The organism is Altibacter sp. HG106 (assembly GCF_028561755.1).
Lineage (GTDB): Bacteria > Bacteroidota > Bacteroidia > Flavobacteriales > Flavobacteriaceae > DFVG01.
In genome coordinates, this window is record NZ_JAQQTD010000002.1 from 61,108 (window position 1) to 86,516 (window position 25,409).

Below are 25,409 nucleotides of genomic sequence, written 5' to 3' on the forward strand. Positions count from 1 at the left end.
TTAATAACTTTTGTTCATAGAGGTTCCGAAAGAACATTTATGGCAAAGAAACAAACCCAATACTTATGAAACCTCACATTTCATTACTGCTATTATTTTTCATCATTTTTACCGTGCCGTTCTATGCGCAAGTTGGAATTGGAACGACCAATCCAGATCCTTCTGCTGCGCTGGATATTTCTTCTACCGATGGTGGAATGCTTACACCAAGAATGACCACTGCTCAACGCACAGCCATAGCGAGTCCCGCTACGGGCTTACTTGTCTTTGATACTGATCTCGATTTGTTCTACTATTTTGATGGTGCTATTTGGCAGCCGCTTGGAAGTGCCGAAATAAGAGACAACTATAAATTAGTGAAGGATATATCAGATCTTTCTGATGAGTTTTCTGGAGGAAGCTACGTGTTGAACACAGATTATTTATATGAAATTAACGGAAGCATTACTGTGGATGCTCCCATCGATTTGAACGGTGCTTACATTGAAGGTGTCGACGTGAGCGAGGATATTTTGATAAATGCATCCGGCGGAACCTTGTTTACAGGTTCTGTTGGAGGAAGTTTGAGAAATATTACAATAGACGGAAACGGTAGTTCAATTTTCGATCTAACGGGAGGTACACTAGTGCTCAATAATTCTGTTATGGTTGGAAGCTCTTCTTTAGGAAACTTAGATGGATTGGATTTGGCGTTTTTCAGCATTACGCAATATGTAAACAATGGAGATGGATTTACAGTAACTGATGTTGATTCCTACTTTATGAGTAATTCATTTTGGACGGAAACCAATACAGGGACATTTCTTGATTTAAATGGAACTTTCAGCAATATTCAAATGGCGAATGGTAGAATTGTTGTCAATTCCGGTGAAACGGGGCTTGATGTGAGTGCGAACCCATCTATTAATAACGAGGCTTCCCTTTCTGGGATTAGTTTTGTTGGAAATGGCGATTTCGTAAATGGATATACCACAGGTACTTATCCAGGCTATAACTTTACCGTTGAGTGGTATGTAAATTGCTCCGGACTTTTAAACGAAACACACGAGCTTGCGAATGCAGATTTTTATTATGACGGGGTTATTACAACGGGTTTTACACAAACCATAAGCAATGGGACGGCTGTTGAAATTCAAGCTCCGGCAATCGACTATGGATCTGATAAGTTATTTCGTTTTCGCATTGAAGGAAATGGAAACAGGATGGTATATGAAGGAACCATTGAACGTTCTTTTCAGATCGTCGCTTCCCTATCTGTTAGAGTAACAAATGCATCGGGTGATTTCTATGGATTTACCATTGCAAAAAATGGTGTTCCTTTAGAGCGCTCAAATGCAGTTGTGCGAATAGACAATGATAGCCAGATTCAAAGTATTTCATTGAACGCTGTAATAGATTTAACTACCGACGACTATATTGAAATATACGTACAACGTTTAACGGGGAGCTTTACCGATACCCTTGTAGTGTTCTCTGAGAGTGTTAGTATTAAATAAAAACAAAGCAATCAATAAAAAGCCCCCGAATTTCCGGGGGCTTTTTAGTATCACAAAGAGGCTGTTAACATCCCGATAATCGCACAATGGGATATTCGCTGAGGTCTAATTGTAGCGAATCCGATTTACGGGCCAATTCTAGCATTTGTTCTAACGAATTTTTATGAGGTCCTGAGTAGAAAATAGCCCCTCTCTTGGCCAATTCTTTCACGTATTCCACCGGATCGGGGTTAGGAGGTGGCGGTGGTTCCGGTACACTGTAATACACCCGCTCGGGTGCCGGTGGTGAATCGGTTTCGGGAGCAGGGGGCGGCGGTGGCGTTTTGTTCGCATCAGGTGCCGGAGGTGGCGGCGGCGGTGGAGTAGCTTTCAAACCGCGCTGTGTCACCTTGTATAGATTCGTTTTAAGAAATTCTGATTCGAGTGTTTTAAGGGTCGCTTTGTCTGCATTGTCATAAAAAATGTCCCATTGAAAGGAGTTCATGGACGCTTTCGACCAGTTTTTAGTAAGCGCATCAACGGTTTTGGCGAAATCGGAAGCAGCAATCTTTTGGCCATTAACAGTGACCTCTTTTTGATGTACATAGAGCCTAATCTTATCTCCTTCGGAAAGGAGGTGGCTTATAGTCGAATCAGCAGATCGAACCACTTGTTCTTTGCTACTAAAGCCCCATACGAGAAGTGCTAAAACAGGCACGAAGAAGAGCAGTCTCGCCCATCTGGAAGTTTTGGATAAAGGGGTTGTTTTCATAATAGTAAATCGTTTTTTGATAGATGAATATTGAATGGAGTGCGTTAAGGCCGGGGAATAGGTATTGCCAGAAAACGCCAATAATAATTTTTGATAGTGGTGTGTTTGCACCCCTTTTTGTAGTACGGCTTGATCGGCCAAGAACTCGTGATTTAACTTCATCGAGCGTTTGTAAAAGTACAGGACCGGATGAAACCAAAAAAACACTTGAAGGAATTCAACCAGCAGTACGTCCAGCGAATGTCGTTGTATGGCATGCGCCTCTTCGTGTTGGATGACTTCCTGAGGAAGGGGTTTCGTTTTGTGTTCCTTCGGAAGAAAAATATACTGTAAAAAAGTGTGTGGTGCTTCTGAAGTGTCCAACTGAACGTGAATCAAACCATTCTTATGAGTATGAACATGCCGCTGAATCTTTAGCCAAAGCTGACGTACATGGTTTCCGAAGCGAAAGAGGAAAACAACCACACCCAGGATATAGCCCCATAAGAGTAACGACATTCCCGAGGGTGCCGTTTCCACATCCAAAGTAGGTGTCGCAGTGGGAACCACAGTTATTAAATTTGTGGTGACCGGCTGTAGGGTGGCTTCAATATATTCGGTAATTGTGATACCCGGTATTGCCAAAGAGATTACTAGCGCTGAAAGGAGGTAGCCTCGCTTAAAATGGTGAAATGAGGTGCGTTCCCACAACAATAGGTAGCCCATATAGAGAATACCCAAACACAGTATCGATTTTATAGCGTAAACTATCATGGGCTCGGACTTTCAATTTTTTCATCGATTAGGCTTCGCAACTCCTTTAATTCTTCTTGAGACAAGGACGTTTCTTCGGTAAAGAAAGAGGCGAATTGGGTGGCGCTATTATTAAAAAAGCGCTGAATTAATCCCTGCACATGAGTAGCGAAATAATCCTTCTTTTTCACTTTTGGAAAATATTCACGAGAACGTCCTTTCTGCTCGTAGCCTACATATCCTTTTTCTCCCATGCGTTTTAACAGCGTGGCTACCGTTGTGGTAGCCGGTTTAGGTTCGGGGTAGGCCTCGATTAATGTCTTCATAAATGCGCGTTTTTCTTTCCAGAGAAATTGCATGAGTTGTTCTTCGGCTGTTGAAAGTGAGTTCATAGGGAAAATTGTTCTACAAACGTAGAATAAAATTTTTAATTCTACAAATGTAGAGTAAAATATATTATAGAATCATTGCCAAAGCCATAATTTCGGTAGTCGAAAAAAATTACGGTTCTTTGACGCATGGATATAGCATCACAGTTACAAGCGCGATCTCAAAATCAATGCGAGTTATGCTCCGGAACCGAGGGGCTTTCGGTTTACACGGTTCCAGATGCTCTTTCAGAGGAACAAGCAACCGCTATCTACGTGTGTTCGATCTGTCTTGATCAGATTTCTGAAGCGACTCCCTTAGACACCAACCATTGGCGCTGTCTTAACGATAGTATGTGGAGTACAGTTCCGGCGGTTCAAGTGATGGCTTTCCGACTTTTGTTTGCCCTAAAAAATGAAGGGTGGCCTCAAGACTTGCTGGACATGATGTATATGGAACCTGATACCCGAGCCTGGGCAGAAGCCAGGTTAACAAGGGAGGAAGAAGTACAAATTACCCATCGGGATGTAAATGGCAACGAACTTACAGCGGGCGATTCGGTAGTGCTTATCAAAGATTTAAAAGTAAAAGGCAGCAGTATGGTCGCCAAACAGGGAACAGCGGTACGTCGTATTTCGCTAGATCCGGAAAATGAGAACTATATTGAGGGAAAGGTTGATGGGCAACACATCGTTCTGGTCACCGATTACATAAAGAAAATGTAAGGGTTTCCTCTTTGAATTATTGTTTTGGTGAGTGATTTATAACGCATACGAAAAATCAATATTTATAATCGAGGGTTTCCACAAATTCTTTCCAGCGTTTCTCATTTCTGTAGGGATTGAATAGTGGTTCGAGCGGTAACTCGGTAAGTCCAAGATCTTCGTTCTCCCTCGCTTTTTTCAACCAATGGTACATTTGTTTCGGTTCGCCCATCGCAGCATAGGCAGTGGAAATTTGAAAGCTATAACTTTCCTGATACGTCTCAATCATTTGCCTCATCTCACTCTTTGAAGCCTCTGTATTTCCTAGAAAATGATAGATAATGGCTTTTATGTAAAGCCGAAATCCTTCCAGGGGTTCGTTATCAATAACCGCTAAGGCATCTCGATATCGCTTTAATTGAATTAATGACAAGGCGTAAGTGGAATATACAACATCGTTATTGGGATTAATCTCGATGGCTTTTTTGATACTTTCAATGGAAGCCTTATACCGTTCGGCAAAATAATAGGTGTTTGCTATTTTATGATAGTTGTAATCGTCTAATGGATCCAGTTGAATCGCTCGTTTATTCAATTGTATGGCTTCATTCCATTTGCCACGAAGGCTGGCTACTTCGGAAGCCCTGTCAAGGACATCAGCGTCATTAGGTGCCAACTCCATTGCCATTTGGCTCCATTTTTCCGCTTCTCTTATGTCCTGATTATAGTCTAATTCTAATGTTGCCATGGCCGCGTATGTCCTTGCATACGTGCTATCTATTTCCATCGCTTTCAACAGTGCTTCTTCAGAAAGATGATACCCGTCGGTGGCATTTAAAATGCCGTAGTTGTTCTGCGAATGGTATACCGACCCTAGTAGTTGCCAAGCTGGTGCGTAGGTAGGGTCTATTGCCAAAGATTTTTTCAATTTCTCCTCCACTTCAAGAAGCTTGTCTTTCCCTATGGAGTTTTGATAATCGTACTTAGCCTGTAAGTACATATCGTAGGCTGTCGCTTTGGCTTCACGCGATTTAGGAATAGAAGCGTTTAACAAGTGAAGTTGCATGTGCTTGACCACCGCTTGGGCAATATCATTTTGAATTTGAAAAATGTTCCGAAGTTTTTTATCCCACGTTTGCGCCCAGAGATTCCGGTCGTTTCGGGTGTCGATCAATTTTACACTAACTCTAATTAAACTGTCTTGGGTCCTCACGCTTCCTTCCAAGATATAATTGACGTTGAGTTTGTCTGCAATACTCTTAATATCGAGATTTTGACTTTTAAAGGAGAAAGCCGAAGTTCTTGAGGTCACTCGCATATCGGGAATTCTGGCAAGCGAATTGAGAAGTTCTTCCGCTAGACCATCTGCAAAATATTCCTGATTTTGTTGCAGTGACATATCGTGAAATGGCAACACCGCAATGGAATTATGAAGTGCCGAGTTGATGGCCAATGAGCTTCCCGATTTCTCTGAAACCAGACGCGATCGGTCTACAATAAGCAGCACCACCGCAATACTTAGAAAAACTAGAATAAACATGTTCAGTTTTTTACCAATGGCTTCGGTACGTTCAGCATTAATTTCTCCATCAAGGGGCGCTGTACGCTGTATTCCTTCAGGGGTTATATCATAAAACCACGAAAAAAGAAGCCAGAAGGGAAAAAGAATCAATAGCGAAATCAAAATTGTTTTTCCTGTTCCATTCGGAATAGAAATTAAGGATCCCAATACTGATATAACTTGCAACAAAACCCAGGAAAAAACAATGTACGAGATAATACCCTTGGGAACATTCCTGCGACGCAATTCATTCCAGAACTTAAGAAATGATTTCAAAAGGTTAGTTGTTTGGTTATGAGTAGATAAAGATACATATATCCATTTATCAAATTACTCTGGCAACGTATTTTGTTGTTAGCCGTCCTTACTTTTGCCACGTTACATCGCAAGAGGAAAGGATCAATACTTCATTTTATTGACTTGCTTCATGATAAAACACAGGTCTTAAAAATCTGTAATATAGTAGTTTACTATTTGTTTTTAGGTAAATTTTAGGCTATTTATAACGTGGACTTAATACACCAATTCTCAATGATTGCCTATCTTTCTTAACGTTCAACTTAGATTTTCATGGGTAAAAAGAGAGAAAATTTCGCGCGCTTCGGAATGGTGGCCAAAGGAATGGTCTATGCCTTAATAGGCGCTCTTACGACATTAGCGGCGTTCAATCTAGGAGGTTCTCGGAGTGGACAAAGCACTGTGTTAGAATTTTTAGCAAGACAACCTTATGGGATGGTATTGTTAATTGTTATTGCTGTTGGTCTATTTGGATATGCTTTTTTTAGATGCTACGAGGCATTTTATAATACTGAAGAGGGATGGAATGAACTAAAAGGGGCAGTGAAGCGCATCGGATTTTTGGTTAGTGCTATTTTTTATGGTGCCCTTGGCGTTAGCGCAACCACTATGGTAATCAGTTCAAATTCAAACGCTGGTGATACACCTTATATTCAGCAGCTTTTAGATACGCCTTATGGAAATTATATAATTGCCTTTATAGCGTTATGTATCTTAGGAAAGGGGCTATTTCAATTTTATAAAGCCTATTCCAAAAAATTTAAAGAGGAGGTGCAGGAAAGTAGTCTGAGCAGAAAAGCACAAAAGGTACTCATCCGCGCCGGAGTGATTGGTTTTAGCGCGAGAGGTGTTGTCTCTTCCATCGTAGCCTACCTGCTTTTTAAGGTTTCACTAGGTTCTAAAGATTCAATGGATGGTAAAGTGGAGGCCTTCAATTTTCTGCAAAATACATTTGGTGCAGCCGTTATGGGAATTGTAGCACTGGGGCTGGTATCCTACGGAATATTTATGTTTATACAAGCTAAATATCCGAAGGTGTCTATAGATTAGAAAGGTTCCCCACTAGTAAGGGTTCTATATGCAACATATTTAGAATGCATCCCCATAGCTCTGAAATAATGGAATAATCTGTGGAAGGGTTTCGATTCCTTTCCAATGGTTTCAAACGCCGAAATAATCCTTAAGAGCATGTAGGGTGTCACTGTTTAATCTGAAGTTCATCAAATTGGATTTACTTTTGAATTCTTCTTTCGAAAAAAAATAAGGGAACGTATCCGCCGCTTCTCGGTTAGATCGATATCTTTCCGAAGGTATTATCGGTTATAGGGAGTTTCATTGATCCAGTGGAAGCGACGTCCTATCAGTTCAAAATCCTCAAGATTCTTCCTAACTAAGAGCATAGAGAGGGTGTCACGCTCCATCACGCCATCAACTTGCAGGGCTTCAGACCCCACAAATTGATACGAAAAATTAAGAGGAATCGAATCGCTTTCTGAAGTATGCCATCCTATTTTCTTCACTGTAGTGTCGATGCGCGTATTCCACCATTCTTTTGAGCCGTCCATGAAGATAGCCGCCGATCGCTTCTTCCTTTCCATCACCACATACTTTAGCCGATATCCATCATTTTGTAGCGGCGGAAGGGTGTCCTGATTTTGCGTCATGGTGCGGACTTCCCAGATACCGTAAAAGGGCGCTGGCGCCTTGGTAGAAGCTCTTCGGTTCATCACGGTTGTCGATTGAAATGTGAACAACCCAATAGCAACAACTAGTGTGAGGATTTTTAGTCCCCGTATGACCCAAATATAGGTAGATTCTGTGGAAGGAATTGGCTCAGAAATAGCCGTTGTTTCTTTATTTAATAAGAAGAAGTTAATTACGCGATTACCGTCGGACAGTAAGAGTAAGAATGCAAAAAAGACCAGGTGTACCGAAAACAACTTCACGGGAATATCATAGGTGAAGTTCATCACGGCTACATGACCCATCACACCAACGATGACAAGAGCTCCCAAGGTTTGCGTTCTGCGGGAAAGCAAAAGCAATCCTCCGATAAGTTCCGCCAGTCCAACAAAAAAATTGTACGCAACAGAATGTCCCATATAGGTCCATGCGAGCCCCATGGGTGATAGGTCTCCAATAGGTTGTAAGAGCTTAGTAAGTTGGATATCGGCAAACTGTATTTTAAAAACTTTTACAAATCCGTAGGTCATCATAAAAAAGAACAGATAACATCGAATTCCAACCCGAAACCAGTACGCCAGTTGATTGTACGCGGTTCGTTTTCGATCGAACACCGTCCAAACAAGTGTCCCGATCACCGAACAAATCGCAACAAAAATCAGTTGCACATAATGAAAGGTCGTGTCCCCACTACCGGTGGAGGCAGTGCTAAAATCAGCACCCCAATGAAGCACGGTTTCAGCAAACCACCGCATGAATCCGCCAAACCCCTGCCCAAAGAATGTCATAAAAATATAAAGCGTGCTGTAGAGAAACAGCAACCTGAATACTAGTTTGGCCACGAAAGACCAACGCTCTTTGTGCGCACGCGTGAAAATCATGGGCTATTCTTGCATAGTGGCGAAATAATGATAGAACTGTGGTATGGTTTCGATTCCTTTTAAATAATTCCAAACGCCAAAATGCTCGTTGGGAGAATGGATCGCATCACTGTCTAAGCCGAATCCCATCAAAATGGTTTTACTTTTCAGCTCTTTTTCAAAAAGCGAGACAATAGGAATGCTCCCGCCACTTCGCTGTGGGATAGGCGTCTTTCCGAAGGTTTTTTCATACGCTTTTGACGCTGCTTGGTATGCCACGGTGTCAATCGGCGTTACATAGCCTTGTCCGCCATGATGCGGTTGTACTTCCACACGCACTCCCTCAGGAGCGATGCGTTCGAAATGCGACTTAAACAATAGTGTGATTTCTTTCCAATCTTGATGTGGCACCAGACGCATGCTAATTTTCGCATACGCTTTACTGGCGATCACGGTTTTGGCACCTTCTCCGGTATAGCCCCCCCAAATGCCGTTGACGTCGAGAGTTGGACGAATACTATTGCGCTCGTTGGTGGTGTATCCTTTTTCTCCATAGACGTCATCGATATCCAATGCTTTTTTATACGCTTCTTTATTGAAGGGCGCTTCCGCCATTTTCGCGCGTTCTTCGGAAGATAATTCTTCTACTTTATCGTAAAAACCGGGAATGGTGATATGGTTGTTCTCATCGTGAAGCGACGCGATCATTTTGGCTAGCACGTTGATGGGATTGGCGACCGCCCCACCGTAGAGTCCGCTGTGCAAATCGCGATTGGGTCCTGTGACTTCTACTTCTACATAGCTGAGTCCGCGTAGCCCTGTGGTGATCGACGGAATATCATTAGCGATCATTCCGGTATCGCTAATGAGAATAACATCATTGGCGAGTTTCTCTTGATTTTTCGTCACAAATCCTTCCAGGCTTTCGCTGCCCACTTCCTCTTCCCCTTCAATCATAAACTTCACATTGCACGGAAGCTGATTGGTTTGCGTCATATATTCCAACGCTTTCACGTGCATGTACATCTGGCCTTTGTCATCGCAGGCCCCTCGAGCGAAAATCGCGCCTTCGGGGTGTAGTTCGGTTTTTTGAATGACAGGTTCGAAAGGCGGACTGTTCCACAGGTCTAACGGATCTGGGGGTTGTACGTCGTAATGCCCATAGACTAAAACCGTAGGAAGATTGGAATCGATGATCTTTTCCCCAAACACGATAGGATATCCTGGTGTTTCACAGATCTCGACGGTATCGCATCCTGCCTTTTGCAAACTATCTCGAACGGCTTCGGCTGTTTTTAGAACATCTTCCTTGTAGGCCGAATCGGCACTTATTGAAGGTATTTTAAGGAGTTCGATCAATTCGTCGATAAACCGTTGTTTGTTTTTTTCTATATAATTATGAGTGTCTTGCATAGATAAAATTTGATTTTTATAAAGGTACAAGAGATTATTTATATTATAAACTTCCGAGCTAATAGATTACGATGATGGATTATAATTATGTAATGATATTTAAATACTTAGCGGGAATAATTTATAGGAATCAGTTAAGCGAAAAATTTCAGATTATTGGATTGCGCTTTTATCAGAATGTTCAAGATTTTTTAAAAGTCATGCAGTAGGAATGTATTACTTTTAGCTTTGGTTCAATATATTTGTTAAATTCTTAAATAATTCAATTATTTATTCTATTTAGGGTATAACTAATTAAAAATGTTTCACTTATGAAAAAAATTATTCTTGTATTATTTATTGCTCTTTTTTCAGTAACTTCTTTTGCTACGGAGAAGAGCTCTCAAATAGCAGAGCAACTATCAGAACAACCTCCTTCTTGTTTCCAACAGTGTAATACTGCTGGGCAAATATTTAGAGATTTGTATGGTTGGACTGCTATCCAATTTGGAACGTGGGTCGTTGGATGTACAAATGCATGTCAACAGAATCAACAGTAAGCAATCTGTTTTTTAAGTCAAACTTGTAACTAATTAAAATTTATACTTTATGAAAAAAATAATTTTAGTATTAGGGGTTGTTTTTCTTTCGGAAACTTCGTTTGCAACGGAAAAAAGTTCCGCAGTATCGGAACAACCTCCCACATGTTTTCAGACATGTAACGCTACTGGTCAAATATTTAGAGATATGTATGGTTGGACTGCTATCCAATTTGGAACGTGGGTTGTTGGATGTACAAATGCATGTCAACAGAATCAACAGTAGATGATGAGATATTATTTAATTTGCATAGCAACAATGTTTCTGGCCTGTAAATTACAATGCCAAAACATTGTTGTTACTTATGATATTAAATTACAAGTTCCTGAGTCCATAGAAACACAAAATAGTGATGTAAAAAATCTTTTGTATTTAATGTCTAAGAGAGTGGAGGATTATGAAAGTAAACTCACCATTTCTGGCCGAAAAACAAAATTTGAAACAATAGCGATGCTCCCAATAGGAGATGATACTTCTGTAGACTTAGCAACAACCTATACCCTTAATAGTAATGATTTATTTTATACTTCGAATGACAGTCTTCTGCGGGTTACAGAAATACTGATTTCGCCACTAGTGATTAAATATAAGCCGAGTTATCCTTGGCAATTAATAAATGAAGGAGGTAAAAAAATAAAAGGATTTAATTGTTTGAAGGCTCTATGCACCTATAGAGATATCCAAGGAAATGAAAGGAAGGCGGTGGCATACTATGCGCCAAGCTTACCATACCCCTATGGCCCTGTGGGGCATATGGGCCTCCCAGGGTTAATTTTAGAATTGAATGTAAATAACATTGTTTATACTGCAATAAATTTTTCTGAAACGGATGAAATAAAAAAGATTCAAGTTCCAGATAAAGAAGTTCTAAGCTTAGAGGAATTTAAGAGTATTCTTAGCCAATCAGAGAAAAATTTTTCTAATTCAAAAGGATAAATAAAGAAATAGTTCGCATCAAATTTTGATTTCGTATTATAAAATTAAAATTATTATAATCCTGTCTATGACAGGATTTTTTACACTACAAGCACAAGAAGTACGCTTGGAAGGTATCATTTTAGACACTCTCAAACAACCCCTTCACAATGCAAACATACTTGCTATTCCTTCTTCCGAGGACGGTCAAATAAAATTCTCCATTTCTAGTATTGAGGGCGTTTATCGCTTAGAGCTTATAAAGGGTGTGCGCTATTCGGTTGAAGTAAGTTATCTGGGTTACGAATCTTTTAAAGATAGTATATCACTACAAGAAGATACATCAAAAAATATAGTTTTGATCCCCAATGGTATAACATTAGAAGAAATCATCCTAACAGAGCGTATACCAGTTAAAGTGCGGGAAGATACTATTACCTATCGGCCAGAAAAATTTCTTACGGGGGAAGAGCGAAAACTAAGAGACATTCTTAAAAAACTTCCTGGTCTGGAAGTAGACCGAGAGGGCAATGTAACTGTAAATGGTAAAGATGTGACTAAATTACTAGTAGAGGGTAATGAATTTTTCACTGGAGATGAAAAAATGGGTGTAAACAATATTCCAGCAGATGTTGTAGATGAGATTGAGGCACTAGATAATTATAACGAAATTACTTTTTTAAAAGGTCTGAGCGATAGTGAGGAGCTTGCTTTAAATATAAAACTCAAGGAAGGGAAGAAAAAGTTTGTCTTTGGAGAACTGGAAGCTGGTGTAGGGATAGAAGATCGTTACGTAATACATCCCACACTCTTTTACTACAGCCCAAAAACAAGTATAAATGCTATAGGCGATATCAATAATGTTGGGGAGAAGGCTTTTACAACCCAAGATTATATAAACTTTGAAGGTGGTTTTTCTAGACTGGGCGAAGATCCTCAAGCCTATTTTAAGCTTTTTAATGATGAATTTGCTCAATTTTTATCTCAACGTGACTTTATTTTTAATCGCAATAAATTTGGAGCCGTTTCGCTTAATCAGAATATTGCTAAAAACGTTGATTTTTCAGGCTACTCCATTGTATCCATAGGGGATGTGAGCGCTCAGAGAGAAAATGATTTGACCTATTTGAATAACCACATAATTAAGGAGAATCGAACAACTAATCTAAATAACGAAAAAAATTTTACGCTAAACAAGGCTACGCTCCACTATTTAAATACTAGAAGTCTTGATGTACGATATGATGCGTTTTTAAAAACAAGTAGTGGCCGAAGCCTCACCAATATTAATTCACAAACTAGCGGGGATAGTACTTTTGTAAGTCAAAATAATAGACTAGTTTCACTCGATTTCACACAGAAAATTAGTGCAAATAAAAAATTTTCGAGGGAACATACTACCTCATTCAATGCCAGTTACAAATATCGTAAAAGTGATGCCAGCAATCGATGGGATTTTAACACCCCTATCTTTTCAGCAATTATTCCGCTAGATACTTTAAGTGAAACAATCCGCTTGCAACAGCAACGCGATAATTTGTTTAGAGAGTTCAAAGGCAATTTGAAACACTATTGGGTGTTGCATCCTTTTCATCATATTTATCCCGAGATTGGCATTAACCGTATCGATCAAGCATATAGAACCTTTGATGGGCAGGAGGTAGATGAAACGATTCTTAGCTTTCGCGAAAGTGGATTCAACAATGATCTCGATTTTGGATTAACAGAATCTTATTTTGGGCTGCAGTATAAGGCCAAAACAGGTAAGTTTGTTTTCAAACCCGGGTTGTTTTATCATTACTATGATTGGGAGATTCAGCAATTTCAAAATGATTTTCGTAAACGGGGAAAGGGTGCCTTGCTGCCGCAATTGCAAATAGATTGGGAATTGAATAGCGCCTATAAAATAAAACTGAAATATAATAGATTATCCACCTTTGGTGACGCGTCTGAATTAGCAGATAGGCTTGTATTACAAAATTTTAATCAACTTTTTGTGGGTAATTCAAATCTTGAAAATGAACTATATCATAGACTTTCATTAACCTACAGCAAGTTTAGCCCCTTCAAGGGAAATTTTATTAATGCTACGCTACACTATACCCATAGAGAGCAGTCTATCAGATCCGCAACGGCCATAGAAAATATTGACCAAATTAGTACCCTTATATATACAGATTTGCCTGAGAATTTGTATTCTAGTAGTGTTCTTTTTACCAAATTATTAGGTAAATACCGACTAAAAATAGGTTCTGATGGAAATTATGCCGCCTATTCAAGGATTATCAATGAGGATATCCAAGATTTCACAGCGCTCAATTACGACTATCAATTAGGCGGAACAGTTCAATTCAAAAATAGTCCCACTATAACAATTGACTGGCTCCACCGTTTTAGTAATTTTAAAAGTGAAAGTGACAATAATAAATTTACAATTATTACTCCATCCATAGAGCTAGAGTATTTGTTCTTAAAGGATTTTGTGCTTACAGCAGATTACGGTTTTACCTATTTCCAAAATAGAGAGCAAAAAGAGTCTAATCAATTTTCTATTGGGAATGCATCGTTGTTATACCATCAAGAAAGTAGCCCATGGAGCGTTACGTTAGAGGTTACAAATATTTTCGATACCCGATTTCAAAGGGAAAACTTCTTTTCTCAGTTTTTGGTGAGTGACACAAGAACTTTTATTCAGCCTAGAGTGATTTTGATAAAATTAGGATATAGGTACTAAGAATTACTTTTCATATTTGAAACGGATTACAAATCTCCTAGGTTTCGAGACCTCCTTTTGGTATTTTTCAAAAGGTATTTACCGAAACTATTGGAATTAAACAATGCTTTTTTCTGTAGAGTCCTTAACTCTTCACAGTTCCACTCCGCTTACTCCTTGTAAAAAATAATATAATTTTTCATAGGTTATTTTTTAAGGGTGTAATACTGTGTAAATTCTAAATGTTGTTTATATTTGCACACCCTAAGCGGCTGTGGTGGAACTGGTAGACACGCTAGACTTAGGATTTAACCTAAGAAAAAGTGTTAAAATATTTAAAATGCGGATGTGGTGGAACTGGTAGACACGTCAGACTTAGGATCTGATGCCGCGAGGTGTGCAGGTTCGATTCCTGTCATCCGCACAAAAGCCGAAGAGAAATCTTCGGCTTTTTCATTTTAAAAAATGGGATTTTCTTCACGATTTTTGACCTTGGGTACAACATAGGTACAACATTTTACCTTTTTTCAGAACTGAATTGGCTTTAGTACTATATCCATTCATTTGATAACAAATCCTATTTTCTGTATTGAGGATTAATAAATTTTAGGTTATCTCAACCTCTGTTCTTCGTTTGAGGGGTTTATTATCATACAATATACACGCAAGGTAAACTCGTAAAATACTTCCATCAAAAGACTACGGCATAAAGCCAACGCTTCTTCCCCTACTCATTTATTCCGTTTCCTTTTGAGCCAAGATTTTATCTTCCGTTTGGTTTCTGCTCAAATATTGTTTAATCAAAAATTTGAGTATTATGACAACAAAAGCGAGTACCAAAATGAAGCGCAGTAGAGCGAAATCTACTGCCAAGAAAGAAGTAAACGGAAAGAAATCCGAAGTACTTCAAATTCAGAACTTACCATTGGGTAAAATCAAGCCTGACCTTGAACAGCCCAGAAAAACTTTTAATGATGATGCCTTGCAGCAGCTTTCTGAGAGTATCGAAAAGCACGGTGTGTTGCAGCCAATCACGGTAAGGCAACTAAATGGCCATTATATCATCGTGATGGGCGAACGCCGATATCGTGCGAGCAAGCTTGCAGGAAAAAAGACCGTACCCTGTATCGTAAGAACTTATGAGAACAATGATGTTCTGGAAGTTCAAATCATCGAAAACCTGCTAAGACAGGATGTTGAACCGACCGAAGAAGCCGATGCGATTGCTTACCTAAGTGAGAAATATTCACCTACCGAAATTGCGAAGCGATTGGGTAGAACGGATAACTTCATCAGACAGCGTTTGAAACTGGCCGGATTAATTGATGGTTTCAAGCATTTTGTACGCAATGGCGAAATGACCATTTCCTTGGGCGTAGGCGTGGCACTTTTTGAACCGGAAGAGCAACAGATGATGTTGGAAACGATGGGCGAGGATTTTAATGCACATCAGATAAACAGGATGATTAAAGACCAGACATACTATTTGGAAAAAGCATCTTTTGATGTAGCCGATAAAAAATTGGTCCCAAAAGCTGGGTCTTGTGTTGAATGTCCTTTCAATGCCGCAAATCAAGGCAATCTGTTCGGCGAAGGAAAGATGGTCTGTACGAAAGCAGCCTGTTTTGAAACGAAGAAAAGCAAATCGCTCTTGAACCTGATTGAAAAATCCAAGAAAGAGAATATCCTTCTAATTCCTGAAATACGACAGTATTGGGCAGATGACGAAAACAATAAGCTCATTATATCCCAATTGGTAAAGAACGGATTGAAAGTTTATTTACTGGACGATGTTGAAATTATAGAGAATCCGATTGAGCCAACAATCGAAGCTATTCAGAAAGAATATCAACATTACGATTATTCTGAAGATGAATTAAAGGCAGAATTGGATGAAGCAATGCAAAATTATAAAGAAGCATTGGAAAAATTCAGTTCAGCAAAAGAAGAAGGATTTAAAAACGGTATTGTGTTCCATCCCGATTCATTCCAGCACAAGGAAATTTTTGTAAAGATTGTTGAAAAATCAAAGAACGATTCTACGGAATATTCGGCACCATTGGCGAACAGAAAAATGGCAGATTGTACGCCTGAAGAACAAATCGTTAAAATTAACGAAAGGGAAATCCGTAAGAAGCAAATTGAGAATAACAAGCAGTTTGAAGAAGTGGTTCAGATGATTCGTGAAACGAAATACGTTGATACAAAGAAAACACTTTCAACAGATGAAATGGTGGCATTCTCGATATCGCTATTTGAGAACAATGTGGACTATATGAGCCAACAAAAGTATTTCTCAAAGTTCTTGGGCGACACTTTAAAGATGACCAAAGTTGAAATGGTCGAGAATTTCAAGAAGAAATTCAAAAAGGAAATCTTCCATAAGCTGATACGGTATATGCTCACGAAACAAGTTCATTTTGGCGAAAGCAATCACGTCAATAATCTGACAAACATTTCATTCTACAGCGCAATGCAAGGATATTACAAATCCAAGATTGCCGGCATAGAAAAGGAATATGCCGAAAAACGAGACAAGCGTGAAGCACGTTTGAAAGAGCGTATCACAGTTCTTGAAAAGCAAATTCAGGAACTCAACGATTAGCTTTTGTTGTTTGGAGAAGGGTCGGCATTCGTGCTGGCCCTTTTTCTTTTTTATGATAGTGTTTTGAAAGTTGGGTTCATAAGGAAGGGGTTATCAATCAATAGTTAGCGCAAAGGTAAACTCGTAAAATACACCCATCAAAAGACTACGGCATAAACCGTTCGTACCTTCACTATTTATTCCGTTTCCTTTTGAGCTGAGATTTTATCTTCCGTTTGGGTACTGCTCAAATATTGTTTAATCTAAATTCAAAAGCTATGTATTTACAAAATTTGCAACAGGATGAAATCTTTGTTCCATCAGAAATGAAATCCTTAAAAAGTCTGACACAGATGGAATCCCGACGAGGGCTTGAAAATGTCATTATCTCAAATGGCAAAATCGTTAACGTGGTATCGAACAGCTATGGCCATATTCCAAACCAACTGTTCTTCAAGAAAGCTGAAGAAATGCTGACCGATGCACAGCTGAACTTCCACAAACGCACCATCAACAAAAATGACAGGTCGTTCATTACCGACTTTATCATCGACGACAAAAGCCAGTTTACCGTCAAGAACGATAAGGATTTGATACTACCGATGCTTCGGTTCAAGAACTCTTATGACGGAAGTGAAAAGACCTCTGGACACTTCGGGTTTTATAGAGAAGTGTGTTCAAATGGTCTGCACGTTTCTCTGGCAGAAATCGAGTTTTCTATCAAGCATAGCAAGAATAATACACACCTCATTATGCCAAGGTTGAACAATCTATTCGATAAATTTCTGGACAATGAATTCTATACCATTACCAAGAAATTCGATAAGATGAAGGAATTTAAAATCATCGATACACAGGAATTCGTAAAGGAGATTCTTGACAGAACGAAATTGTTCAGATACGAGTGTAGCGACACGAATAGCGACCCTTCAAAAAAGTCTCGTGAAGTCATCGAAATCTTGAACTACGAAGCCTTGTTGCTCAATGAAGAACCAAATCTGTGGTTGGGTTACAATGCATTCAATTCAGTACTTCATAACGTTTTGAAGAAAAGCTTCGGCCAACAAGAACGGTTAGATAAAAAGCTGTTTGATGAAGTCTATGCTATGGCATAAAGTTAATATAGGTTTGTCCAGTACCTCAAACTGGATTTTTTCTGCCTTACCATTTTGCAACACAGTTGCACCAAAATATTTTTATCTTTGTATTGTGAAAGTTGTAGCAATCATTTTATCGTTTTATTTCTTGGCACTCAATGTAGTGCCTTGTAGCGATGCGGCAAATAGTGCCGATGATACCCAAGTTGTTACGGTAATAGATATTGATGGCGACCACGACCAAGACTGTGAGTTATGCTCGCCTTTCTGTCAATGTCATTGCTGCCACGTTCATACCATAAATTTTGGACTTGCTGCTTTTGAGCCGCTACAGCCTGCTATTCCTCAAGAATTCTTTGTCCATTTTGATGACCTTGGCAAAGATGTTCCCCATTCCCTTTTTCAGCCACCTCGGGCATAATTCAGTTTTCATAGGACAACTATATCCTGTTTTGACGTGTCCATCTATTGGGTTCGTCAACATAGTGCATTGCATTTTTATGTAATGTGCTCAACAAGAATTTCAACTGAATTAACATCCTTATCTATGATTAATAAAATCATTGATTTTTCAATCAATAACAAATTTATTATTGGTCTTTTTACCTTGACTCTTATAGGTGTCGGTATCTGGTCAATGGCAACGGTAAATCTTGGGTCTGTGCCAGATATTACCAATAATCAGGTGCAGGTTATCACGCAATCGCCCAATCTGGGAACGGAAGATATTGAACAGTTCGTAACCTATCCCGTAGAACTATCTATGGGTAATTTACCAGGCGTTACAGAAATAAGATCTATCTCACGCTTTGGACTTTCCGTAGTTACTATCGTTTTTGAAGACGATATGGGAACCTATCTTCCTCGACAGCTTGTAGGGGAAAAACTAAACGAACTGGGCGAATCCATTCCTGAAAAATTTGGAAGTCCATCTATGGGACCCATCTCTACTGGTTTGGGTCAAATCTATGAATACACTATAAAGCCAGAAGAAGGTTTTGAAAACAAGTATTCGCCTATGGAACTGCGCACCGTGCAAGATTGGGTTATCAAACGACAACTCACATTACTGGAAGGCGTGGTAGAGGTCAACTCTTATGGAGGCAGTATTAAACAGTACGAGGTCGCTGTCAACCCAGATAAGTTGAATAGTTTGGGTATTAGTATTTCACAAGTGTATGAGGCTCTCGCTCGGAACAATGTGAATACAGGCGGTGCTTACATAGAAAAAAATAAAATGTCAAATTTCATAAGAGGTGAAGGTCTTATTCGCTCTTTGGAAGACATTAAAGATATTTCGATTATTAACGAGGGCAACATTCCCGTAACTATTGGAGATGTTGCAACACGCGTCCATTTTGGGAATCAGGTACGTTATGGTGCTTTTACGCAAGACGGTAAGGAAGCCGTGGGAGGAATAATAATGATGCTAAAAGGTTCAAACCCTAATGCGGTTATTCAAAATGTTAAGAATCGTATGGCAGAAATTGAAAAATCCCTGCCAGAAGGTCTCACTATCGCCCCTATCATTGATCGTAGTGAGCTAATTGCCAGAACGACCGATACCGTTAAAACCAATTTACTGGAAGGCGCCCTAATCGTGATATTTGCCCTTGTTTTATTGTTGGGTAGTTTAAGAGGTGGCATCATAACGGCCACGACCATACCGTTGTCCTTGCTTTTTGCCTTTATATTAATGAAGCAATTTAATGTATGGGCAAACTTAATGAGCTTGGGAGCTATAGACTTTGGGATTATTATAGATGGTGCCGTGATTATTATAGAAGGAACGGTGTATGAGATCCAAAAACGGATTAGGTCTGGAAAGCTAAAATTCAATCAAGGCGTAATGGATAAAGTAGCCTATGATGCCGGAACCACGATGATGGGTTCTGCTTTTTTCGGGCAGATCATTATCCTTATAGTTTTTACACCTATACTTTTCCTTACAGGTGTAGAAGGTAAAATGTTCAAACCGATGGCATACACCTTTGGTTTTGCAATGATAGGTGCCATCATCCTGTGTCTTACGTATGTGCCTATGATGTCTGCACTCTTTATGAAGCCAGTACAAAATACCAAAAACTGGTTTGGCAAGTTTGAGCGCTGGCTCGAAAAGATAAGTGATAAAATCATAGGTGCCATTCATAGTGCGTATATGCCTTTGTTAAAGGGAGCACTTAAACTAAAGCTTATCGTTTTATCAGCTGCTGCCGTATTACTTGTTATCGCAGGTGTAATCTTTTCTAATATGGGAGGAGAATTTGTGCCGCAGCTTGACGAAGGTGATTTAGCAATGCAAGCGCTCATTAGACCAGGAAGTTCGCTATCAGAATCCATTGAAGTTTCCAAAAAGATAGAAACCATTCTATTAGAAAATTTCCCTGAAATTAAAACAGTCACTGCTCGTATAGGTGTTGCAGATATTCCTACAGACCCTATGCCTATGGACATTGCAGATATGTACATCATCCTTAATAAGGATATGGACGAGTGGACAACAGCTTCTACTAAAGAAGGTTTGATAGATGCTATTAGAGACAAATTGGATGAAGAACTCGTAGGTGTGAATTTAGTTTTTACCCAACCGGTAGAGTTGCGATTTAACGAGCTGTTAGAAGGTGTAAGAGAAGATATTGCGGTAAAGCTGTATGGCGAAGATTTAGATGTGTTATCAGAAAAAGTACAGGAAATGGCAGCGATTATACAGACCGTTCCTGGTGCTGGTGATGTGAGTGCAGAACGAACTGCTGGATTACCACAGATGACCGTAAAATATAAGCGTGATAAAATGGCGCAATATGGACTGGATATTCAAAAAGTAAATGATTACATAAGTACCGCATTTGCAGGTGGTACGGCTGGTGTCATCTTTGAAGGCGAGAAACGATTTGATCTCGTGGTACGATTTGATGAAAGTCATAGAAAAAGTATTGATGACCTGCGCAATATGTACATCGATCTTAAGGATGGCAATCAGATACCCATTATCGAAATAGCCGAAATTGAATACGTCCCTGGACCTATGCAAATCTCACGTGACAATACGTATAGAAGAACCTACGTAGGTGTAAATGCTCGAGGCAGGGATGTGGAATCTGTAGTAAAAGATATTCAGCAAAAATTAGATGAAGAATTGGACTTGCCATCAGGATATTATATTACCTATGGTGGAGAGTTTGAAAACCTACAAAGCGCAAAGGATCGTTTGGTCATTGTGGTGCCCATCGCCTTATTCTTGATATTTATACTATTATACTTTGCCTTAAAATCCTTTTCACAATCGCTAATGATTTACATCGCGATTCCCTTGGCAGCTATCGGTGGTGTGTTTGCTTTATGGTTGCGAGATATGCCTTTTAGTATCTCGGCAGGTGTAGGATTTATTGTACTATTCGGTGTCGCGGTTCTTAACGGGCTGGTTCTTATAAACCGATTTAATTCCTTAAAAGAAGAAGGTGTGATAAGTATAAAGGATCGAATATTTCAAGGGACTAAAGAACGTATTCGTCCCATTATGCTCACGGCCACCACAGATATTTTTGGCTTTTTACCTATGGCATTTTCCACATCGGCCGGTGCAGAAGTCCAACAGCCGCTAGCTACGGTAGTTATCGGTGGGATGCTTACAGCCACGCTGCTCACGTTGGTCGTGCTTCCCGTGCTATATACCTTTATAGAAAAGAGACGTGAGCGCAAAGAGCAGAATAAGATTGGTTCATTTAATTCGAAAGCATTAACTACGATTTTGATACTTGGTTTTATGTTAGGTGGTACCGCTTTCGCGAAAGCGCAACAATCACAAACATCTTTGCAAGAAATTGTAGTTCAGGACAGCATCACGCCCATCACATTATCACAAGCTGTAGAAATTGCCAAAGAAAATTATCCTGCACTTAAAGCAAACCAACTCGAAATTGATAGACAGAATGCACTCACGGGCAATGCATATGATTTCGGAAGTACGCAGATATTTACTGGTGGCGAAGAAGTGGCCGATGGTCAGGGCATTTATACCTTGATAGGTATTGGTCAACAGAATATTGATCTACTGGGAATAGGTGCCAAAAAACGCTTACAACAACAGCGCATTCAGTTGGCACAAACGGCATTTGACCTTTCAGAAATTCAAATAGAACGGGAAGTTAAAAAAGCCTGGTCAGAAGCTTTTCAGGCAAAGAAGAAGTTTGTTTTGTACCGAGAACTGGACAGCATTTATGGGCAGTTTGCACAATCTGTAGAACTCAATTATGAAGTGGAAGCCATTTCAAGACTGGAATATGCTGCTGCGCGCAATCAAGCACTACAAATTAACAATAAGTTTCAGCAGGCAGAAACAGACTATTTCATCGCCTTGCAAAAGCTCAATCTTTGGTTGACACCAGATACGATGTACACCGTTACTAATGAATTGGAAGCTACTGAAATTTCAATTTTAGAGACTGATGATACATTGAATGATCATCCCGAGGTATCGCTTTTGCGAAAGCGTATAGACGAAGCACAAGCAAGCTATGATGCAGCAAGGGCAAGTTTACTGCCCCAGTTTAATCTGCAAGGTGGTCTGCAACGTGTCAATGGCGATAGTGGTTTCTACACATATCAAGCAGGTATTTCCATACCGCTGTTTTCTGGACCAGACCGCAGCCGCGCAAAAGCTGCTAAACTGGATGCACAGATTGCAGAAACCAATGCCGCATTCAAACAACGCGAGCTGCAATCCCAATATACACAAGCACAGCAAAATTATACACGATGGCGAGATACTTGGTTTTTCTATAAAACCGAAGCTCTGCCACTTGCCATAGACCAGCGCAAAGGCGCATTGCTCGCCTACAAAGAAGGTGCGCTGGATTATGCAGCATTCACGCAAATAATACGTGATGCTATACAAACCGAAATGGATGCGCTGGACGCACTCGATAATTATTTAGATGCCTTGTTTGAACTACAATATTTCCAAAACTAAAAAGATGAAAACGATAAAATATATACCTATTACAGCGATGCTATTAGCATTATTATTATTGACCAGTTGTGGCGACTCAAAAACTGCCGAAGATGAAACTAAAGAAAGTACACAAACTGAAGAAAGCCATACAGAAGGCGAAGCTGAAGAACTGATGCTCACAGCACAGCAGTTTGAAGCCTTACAAATGGAAATTGACACACTCGCGCAACGCAATATGAGTGGTTATGTAGAAGCAAATGGTACGCTTGAAGTGCCACCGCAAAACGAAGCAAATATTACCGCGCTTGCTGGAGCAAATGTGGCTTCTATTGAAGTTATAGAAGGCGACGAAGTCAAAAAAAATCAAGCGGTCGCGTACCTCTCGCATCCTAGCATCATACAGATACAGAGTGATTACCTAAATGCATACAGCAACAGTCGTTTTTTAAAGCAAGAATATGAACGTCAAAAGAGGCTTTATGAAGCTGGCGTGGCATCTGGTATGAATTATCAAAAAGCCACGGCAGACTATCAGTCATCTACCGCAATGGTAAAAGGCCTTGAAGCGCAGTTGCGACAGTACAACATCAATGCGAGTGGCGTGCGCAATGGCACTATCTATCAGCGTGTGGCATTGCGCAGTCCCATCGCAGGTGTGGTAGAAAAGGTATTCATAAAAACTGGTCAATATGTTGAGCCACAGACCAACTTAATGGAAATAGTAGATACAGATCACGTACACGCAGATTTAATGGTTTTTGAAAAAGATGTGGACAAAGTAAAGAAAGGCCAAAAGGTACGTTTCAGTATTCAATCGCGTCCAAGAAAAGAACTGGAAGCCGTGATTTATTCGGTCAGCCAGACCTTTGAACAAGATCCCAAAGCAGTGCACGTTCACGCTGAAATTGAGAATAAAGAAGGCGGTCTTATTCCAGGAATGTACATTAAAGGTAAAATTCAAGTTGACAATCAGCAGACAACCGCATTACCTGAAAGTGCAGTAGTAACAGAAGCTGGAAAGACTTATGTATTTACAGCGCAAAGAGAAGGCGATGCGTGGAGTTTTACACCAATAGAGGTTACAACAGCCGAGAAAGATGGCGACTGGATTGCCATACGTTTTTTTGAAACCCCAGATTCCAACACGCGTTTTGCATTCAATAATGCCTATTACCTTATGGGAGAAATGAAAAAAGGAGAGACAGAACACGAACATTAAAAGATATGAAAGAGGCAAGAAAAAGAAATTTAAAAGAAGCCAGAACACTACAGATTTGGAACGTTATTTATGATGTTATTGAAGTGGTGGTCTCGCTTATAGCAGGATTTACGGCAAATAGTTCGGCATTGATAGGCTGGGGATTGGACAGCACCGTAGAAGTTGTAAGTGCGGGAACGCTGGGTTGGCGATTGCACGGTGAAATCAAAGGTCTGGACGAAAAGCGTGTAGAGCAAAGAAAAATGACAACCCTTTATGTCATCGCAATATCCTTTGCCCTCATCTGCATTTTCATATCCTATGATTCTATTTCAAAATTAATAAGTCAAGAAACGGCATCTTGGTCCACGGTGGGTATTGGTATACTGATAGTTTCCTTGGTGGTAAATCCATTTTTGATTTATTACAAAAGAAAGTACGGACATAAACTGGATAGCCCTGCTCTGCTTGCAGATGCCAAGGATACTTTTATCTGTCTATATCAAACCGTAGTAGTACTAATAGGCCTATTGCTCGTGAAATGGCTGGGCTGGTGGTGGGCAGACCCAGTTGCGGCATTGTTGATAGTACCATACGCGGCAAAAGAGGGTTGGGAAGCCTATTCCAAAGCACAAAAAATCAAAAACAGCATCGATAAGAAATGAAAGAAATAGAAAAAAGATTGAATGACAATGGGGTTCGCCCCACGGCAATGCGCATATTGATTTATAAGTATATGGCCGAAAAAGAAATTGCGGTCGCGCTCACAGATATCGAGAATGCTTTCGCGAAAGCGGATAGGACTACTCTGTACCGTACCCTCAAAACCTTTGAGGAAAAAGGTATCGTACACCAGATAGATGATGGCACTCATATTTCGAAATTTGCATTGTGCGAACCCGGTTGCAACTGCGAACTTGAACAAGATTTGCACTTGCACTTTCATTGCAATAATTGTGACGAAACGATTTGTTTAACGGAACAAAAAATCCCGCATATCAATTTGCCCGATGGCTATGTCGCCGAGGATGCTAATTTGGTGCTTAAAGGTATATGCGAGAAGTGTAGCGGTCAATAAATGCACTTCCGTTGCACTACTATTTCCAGTATATTTTGAGTGAATTATTAAGTGTAAAAAACTATGATACAGCTATTAAATTCAGAAAAGGACAATTTGATTTCCGCAAAAATCAGCGGTAAAATTTCAAAGAATGAAGTTGAAAAAATCCATTCACTTATTCACGAAGTATTGAAAGAAAACAACAAAGTTGATTTCTATTTTGAAATGGAAGACTTTGATGGTTATACCCTAAAAGGCTTTTGGGAAGATATAAAAGTGGACAGCGCACATATTTCAGACTATGGAAAAATGGCATTTGTGGGCGAAAAGAAATGGCAGGAATGGGCTGCAAAAGCAACCGATTTCTTTACAAGCTCAGAAGTTAAATACTTTGATTTAAAAGATAAAGAACTGGCAAGAACTTGGATTGCCTCTTAAGTAGCGTA

General features: G+C 39.8%; 19 protein-coding genes and 1 tRNA gene. 15 read left to right on the forward strand and 5 right to left on the reverse strand.

Going from position 1 to position 25,409, the window contains the following annotated elements:
- Window positions 1-65: 65 nt before the first annotated feature.
- Complete coding sequence (locus PO830_RS03070; protein WP_272852076.1) at window positions 66-1,496, forward strand: cell wall anchor protein; 1,431 nt, start codon at window positions 66-68, stop codon at window positions 1,494-1,496.
- Window positions 1,497-1,560: 64 nt separating this feature from the next.
- Here PO830_RS03070 and PO830_RS03075 read toward each other — a convergent pair whose 3' ends face one another.
- Together PO830_RS03075 and PO830_RS03080 are read right to left on the reverse strand one after the other, a co-directional pair.
- A complete protein-coding gene (locus tag PO830_RS03075; protein WP_272852077.1) occupies window positions 1,561-3,000 on the reverse strand; it encodes a M56 family metallopeptidase in 1,440 nt (479 codons plus the stop codon).
- Window positions 2,997-3,371: a BlaI/MecI/CopY family transcriptional regulator gene (locus tag PO830_RS03080; protein WP_272852078.1), complete on the reverse strand. Its 375-nt coding sequence runs from the start codon at window positions 3,369-3,371 to the stop codon at window positions 2,997-2,999. Before PO830_RS03080 ends, PO830_RS03075 begins: the two co-directional genes overlap by 4 nt.
- A 126-nt stretch (window positions 3,372-3,497) precedes the next feature.
- Between PO830_RS03080 and PO830_RS03085 the strand changes: the two genes are divergently transcribed.
- Complete coding sequence (locus PO830_RS03085; RefSeq protein WP_272852079.1) at window positions 3,498-4,073, forward strand: PhnA domain-containing protein; 576 nt, start codon at window positions 3,498-3,500, stop codon at window positions 4,071-4,073.
- 55 nt (window positions 4,074-4,128) lie between these two features.
- Here the strand turns inward: PO830_RS03085 and PO830_RS03090 are convergent, their stop codons facing one another.
- Entirely contained in the window at window positions 4,129-5,889 is a 1,761-nt protein-coding gene (locus PO830_RS03090) for a tetratricopeptide repeat protein (RefSeq protein WP_272852080.1), read from the reverse strand.
- Between the two features lie 294 nt (window positions 5,890-6,183).
- On the opposite strand from PO830_RS03090, the gene PO830_RS03095 reads away from it, so the two are divergent.
- Entirely contained in the window at window positions 6,184-6,960 is a 777-nt protein-coding gene (locus tag PO830_RS03095) for a DUF1206 domain-containing protein (RefSeq protein ID WP_272852081.1), read from the forward strand.
- Window positions 6,961-7,223: 263 nt separating this feature from the next.
- Here PO830_RS03095 and PO830_RS03100 read toward each other — a convergent pair whose 3' ends face one another.
- Window positions 7,224-8,474: a hypothetical protein gene (locus tag PO830_RS03100; protein WP_272852082.1), complete on the reverse strand. Its 1,251-nt coding sequence runs from the start codon at window positions 8,472-8,474 to the stop codon at window positions 7,224-7,226.
- Window positions 8,475-8,477: 3 nt separating this feature from the next.
- Window positions 8,478-9,866: a dipeptidase gene (locus tag PO830_RS03105; RefSeq protein ID WP_272852083.1), complete on the reverse strand. Its 1,389-nt coding sequence runs from the start codon at window positions 9,864-9,866 to the stop codon at window positions 8,478-8,480.
- A 311-nt stretch (window positions 9,867-10,177) separates the two neighbouring features.
- On the opposite strand from PO830_RS03105, the gene PO830_RS03110 reads away from it, so the two are divergent.
- The 12 genes from PO830_RS03110 (at window position 10,178) to PO830_RS03165 (ending at window position 25,401) form a co-directional block, all read left to right on the forward strand.
- Complete coding sequence (locus tag PO830_RS03110; RefSeq protein WP_272852084.1) at window positions 10,178-10,405, forward strand: hypothetical protein; 228 nt, start codon at window positions 10,178-10,180, stop codon at window positions 10,403-10,405.
- Window positions 10,406-10,670: 265 nt separating this feature from the next.
- Window positions 10,671-11,381 carry a GLPGLI family protein gene (locus PO830_RS03115; protein WP_272852085.1) on the forward strand — a complete coding sequence of 237 codons (711 nt, stop codon included), beginning with the start codon at window positions 10,671-10,673 and terminating at the stop codon, window positions 11,379-11,381.
- A 67-nt stretch (window positions 11,382-11,448) separates the two neighbouring features.
- Window positions 11,449-14,094, forward strand: a complete 2,646-nt coding sequence (locus PO830_RS03120) for a TonB-dependent receptor (RefSeq protein WP_272852086.1) — start codon at window positions 11,449-11,451, stop codon at window positions 14,092-14,094.
- A 321-nt stretch (window positions 14,095-14,415) separates the two neighbouring features.
- Window positions 14,416-14,497, forward strand: a tRNA-Leu gene (locus PO830_RS03125).
- 393 nt (window positions 14,498-14,890) lie between these two features.
- Complete coding sequence (locus PO830_RS03130) at window positions 14,891-16,678, forward strand: ParB/RepB/Spo0J family partition protein (RefSeq protein ID WP_272852087.1); 1,788 nt, start codon at window positions 14,891-14,893, stop codon at window positions 16,676-16,678.
- 257 nt (window positions 16,679-16,935) lie between these two features.
- Window positions 16,936-17,772, forward strand: a complete 837-nt coding sequence (locus PO830_RS03135) for a DUF932 domain-containing protein (protein ID WP_272852088.1) — start codon at window positions 16,936-16,938, stop codon at window positions 17,770-17,772.
- Window positions 17,750-18,175, forward strand: a complete 426-nt coding sequence (locus PO830_RS03140) for a DUF6660 family protein (RefSeq protein WP_272852089.1) — start codon at window positions 17,750-17,752, stop codon at window positions 18,173-18,175. The genes PO830_RS03135 and PO830_RS03140 overlap by 23 nt, the downstream gene beginning before the upstream one ends.
- A 126-nt stretch (window positions 18,176-18,301) precedes the next feature.
- Window positions 18,302-22,723: a CusA/CzcA family heavy metal efflux RND transporter gene (locus tag PO830_RS03145; protein ID WP_272852090.1), complete on the forward strand. Its 4,422-nt coding sequence runs from the start codon at window positions 18,302-18,304 to the stop codon at window positions 22,721-22,723.
- 4 nt (window positions 22,724-22,727) lie between these two features.
- Window positions 22,728-23,924: an efflux RND transporter periplasmic adaptor subunit gene (locus PO830_RS03150; protein WP_272852091.1), complete on the forward strand. Its 1,197-nt coding sequence runs from the start codon at window positions 22,728-22,730 to the stop codon at window positions 23,922-23,924.
- A gap of 5 nt (window positions 23,925-23,929) precedes the next feature.
- The gene (locus PO830_RS03155; protein ID WP_272852092.1) at window positions 23,930-24,568 is read left to right on the forward strand and encodes a cation diffusion facilitator family transporter; all 639 of its coding nucleotides are present in this window, start codon (window positions 23,930-23,932) and stop codon (window positions 24,566-24,568) included.
- A complete protein-coding gene (locus PO830_RS03160; protein ID WP_272852093.1) occupies window positions 24,565-24,981 on the forward strand; it encodes a Fur family transcriptional regulator in 417 nt (138 codons plus the stop codon). Before PO830_RS03155 ends, PO830_RS03160 begins: the two co-directional genes overlap by 4 nt.
- Before the next feature lie 63 nt (window positions 24,982-25,044).
- Complete coding sequence (locus PO830_RS03165) at window positions 25,045-25,401, forward strand: STAS/SEC14 domain-containing protein (protein WP_272852094.1); 357 nt, start codon at window positions 25,045-25,047, stop codon at window positions 25,399-25,401.
- The last annotated feature ends 8 nt before the right edge of the window (window positions 25,402-25,409 follow it).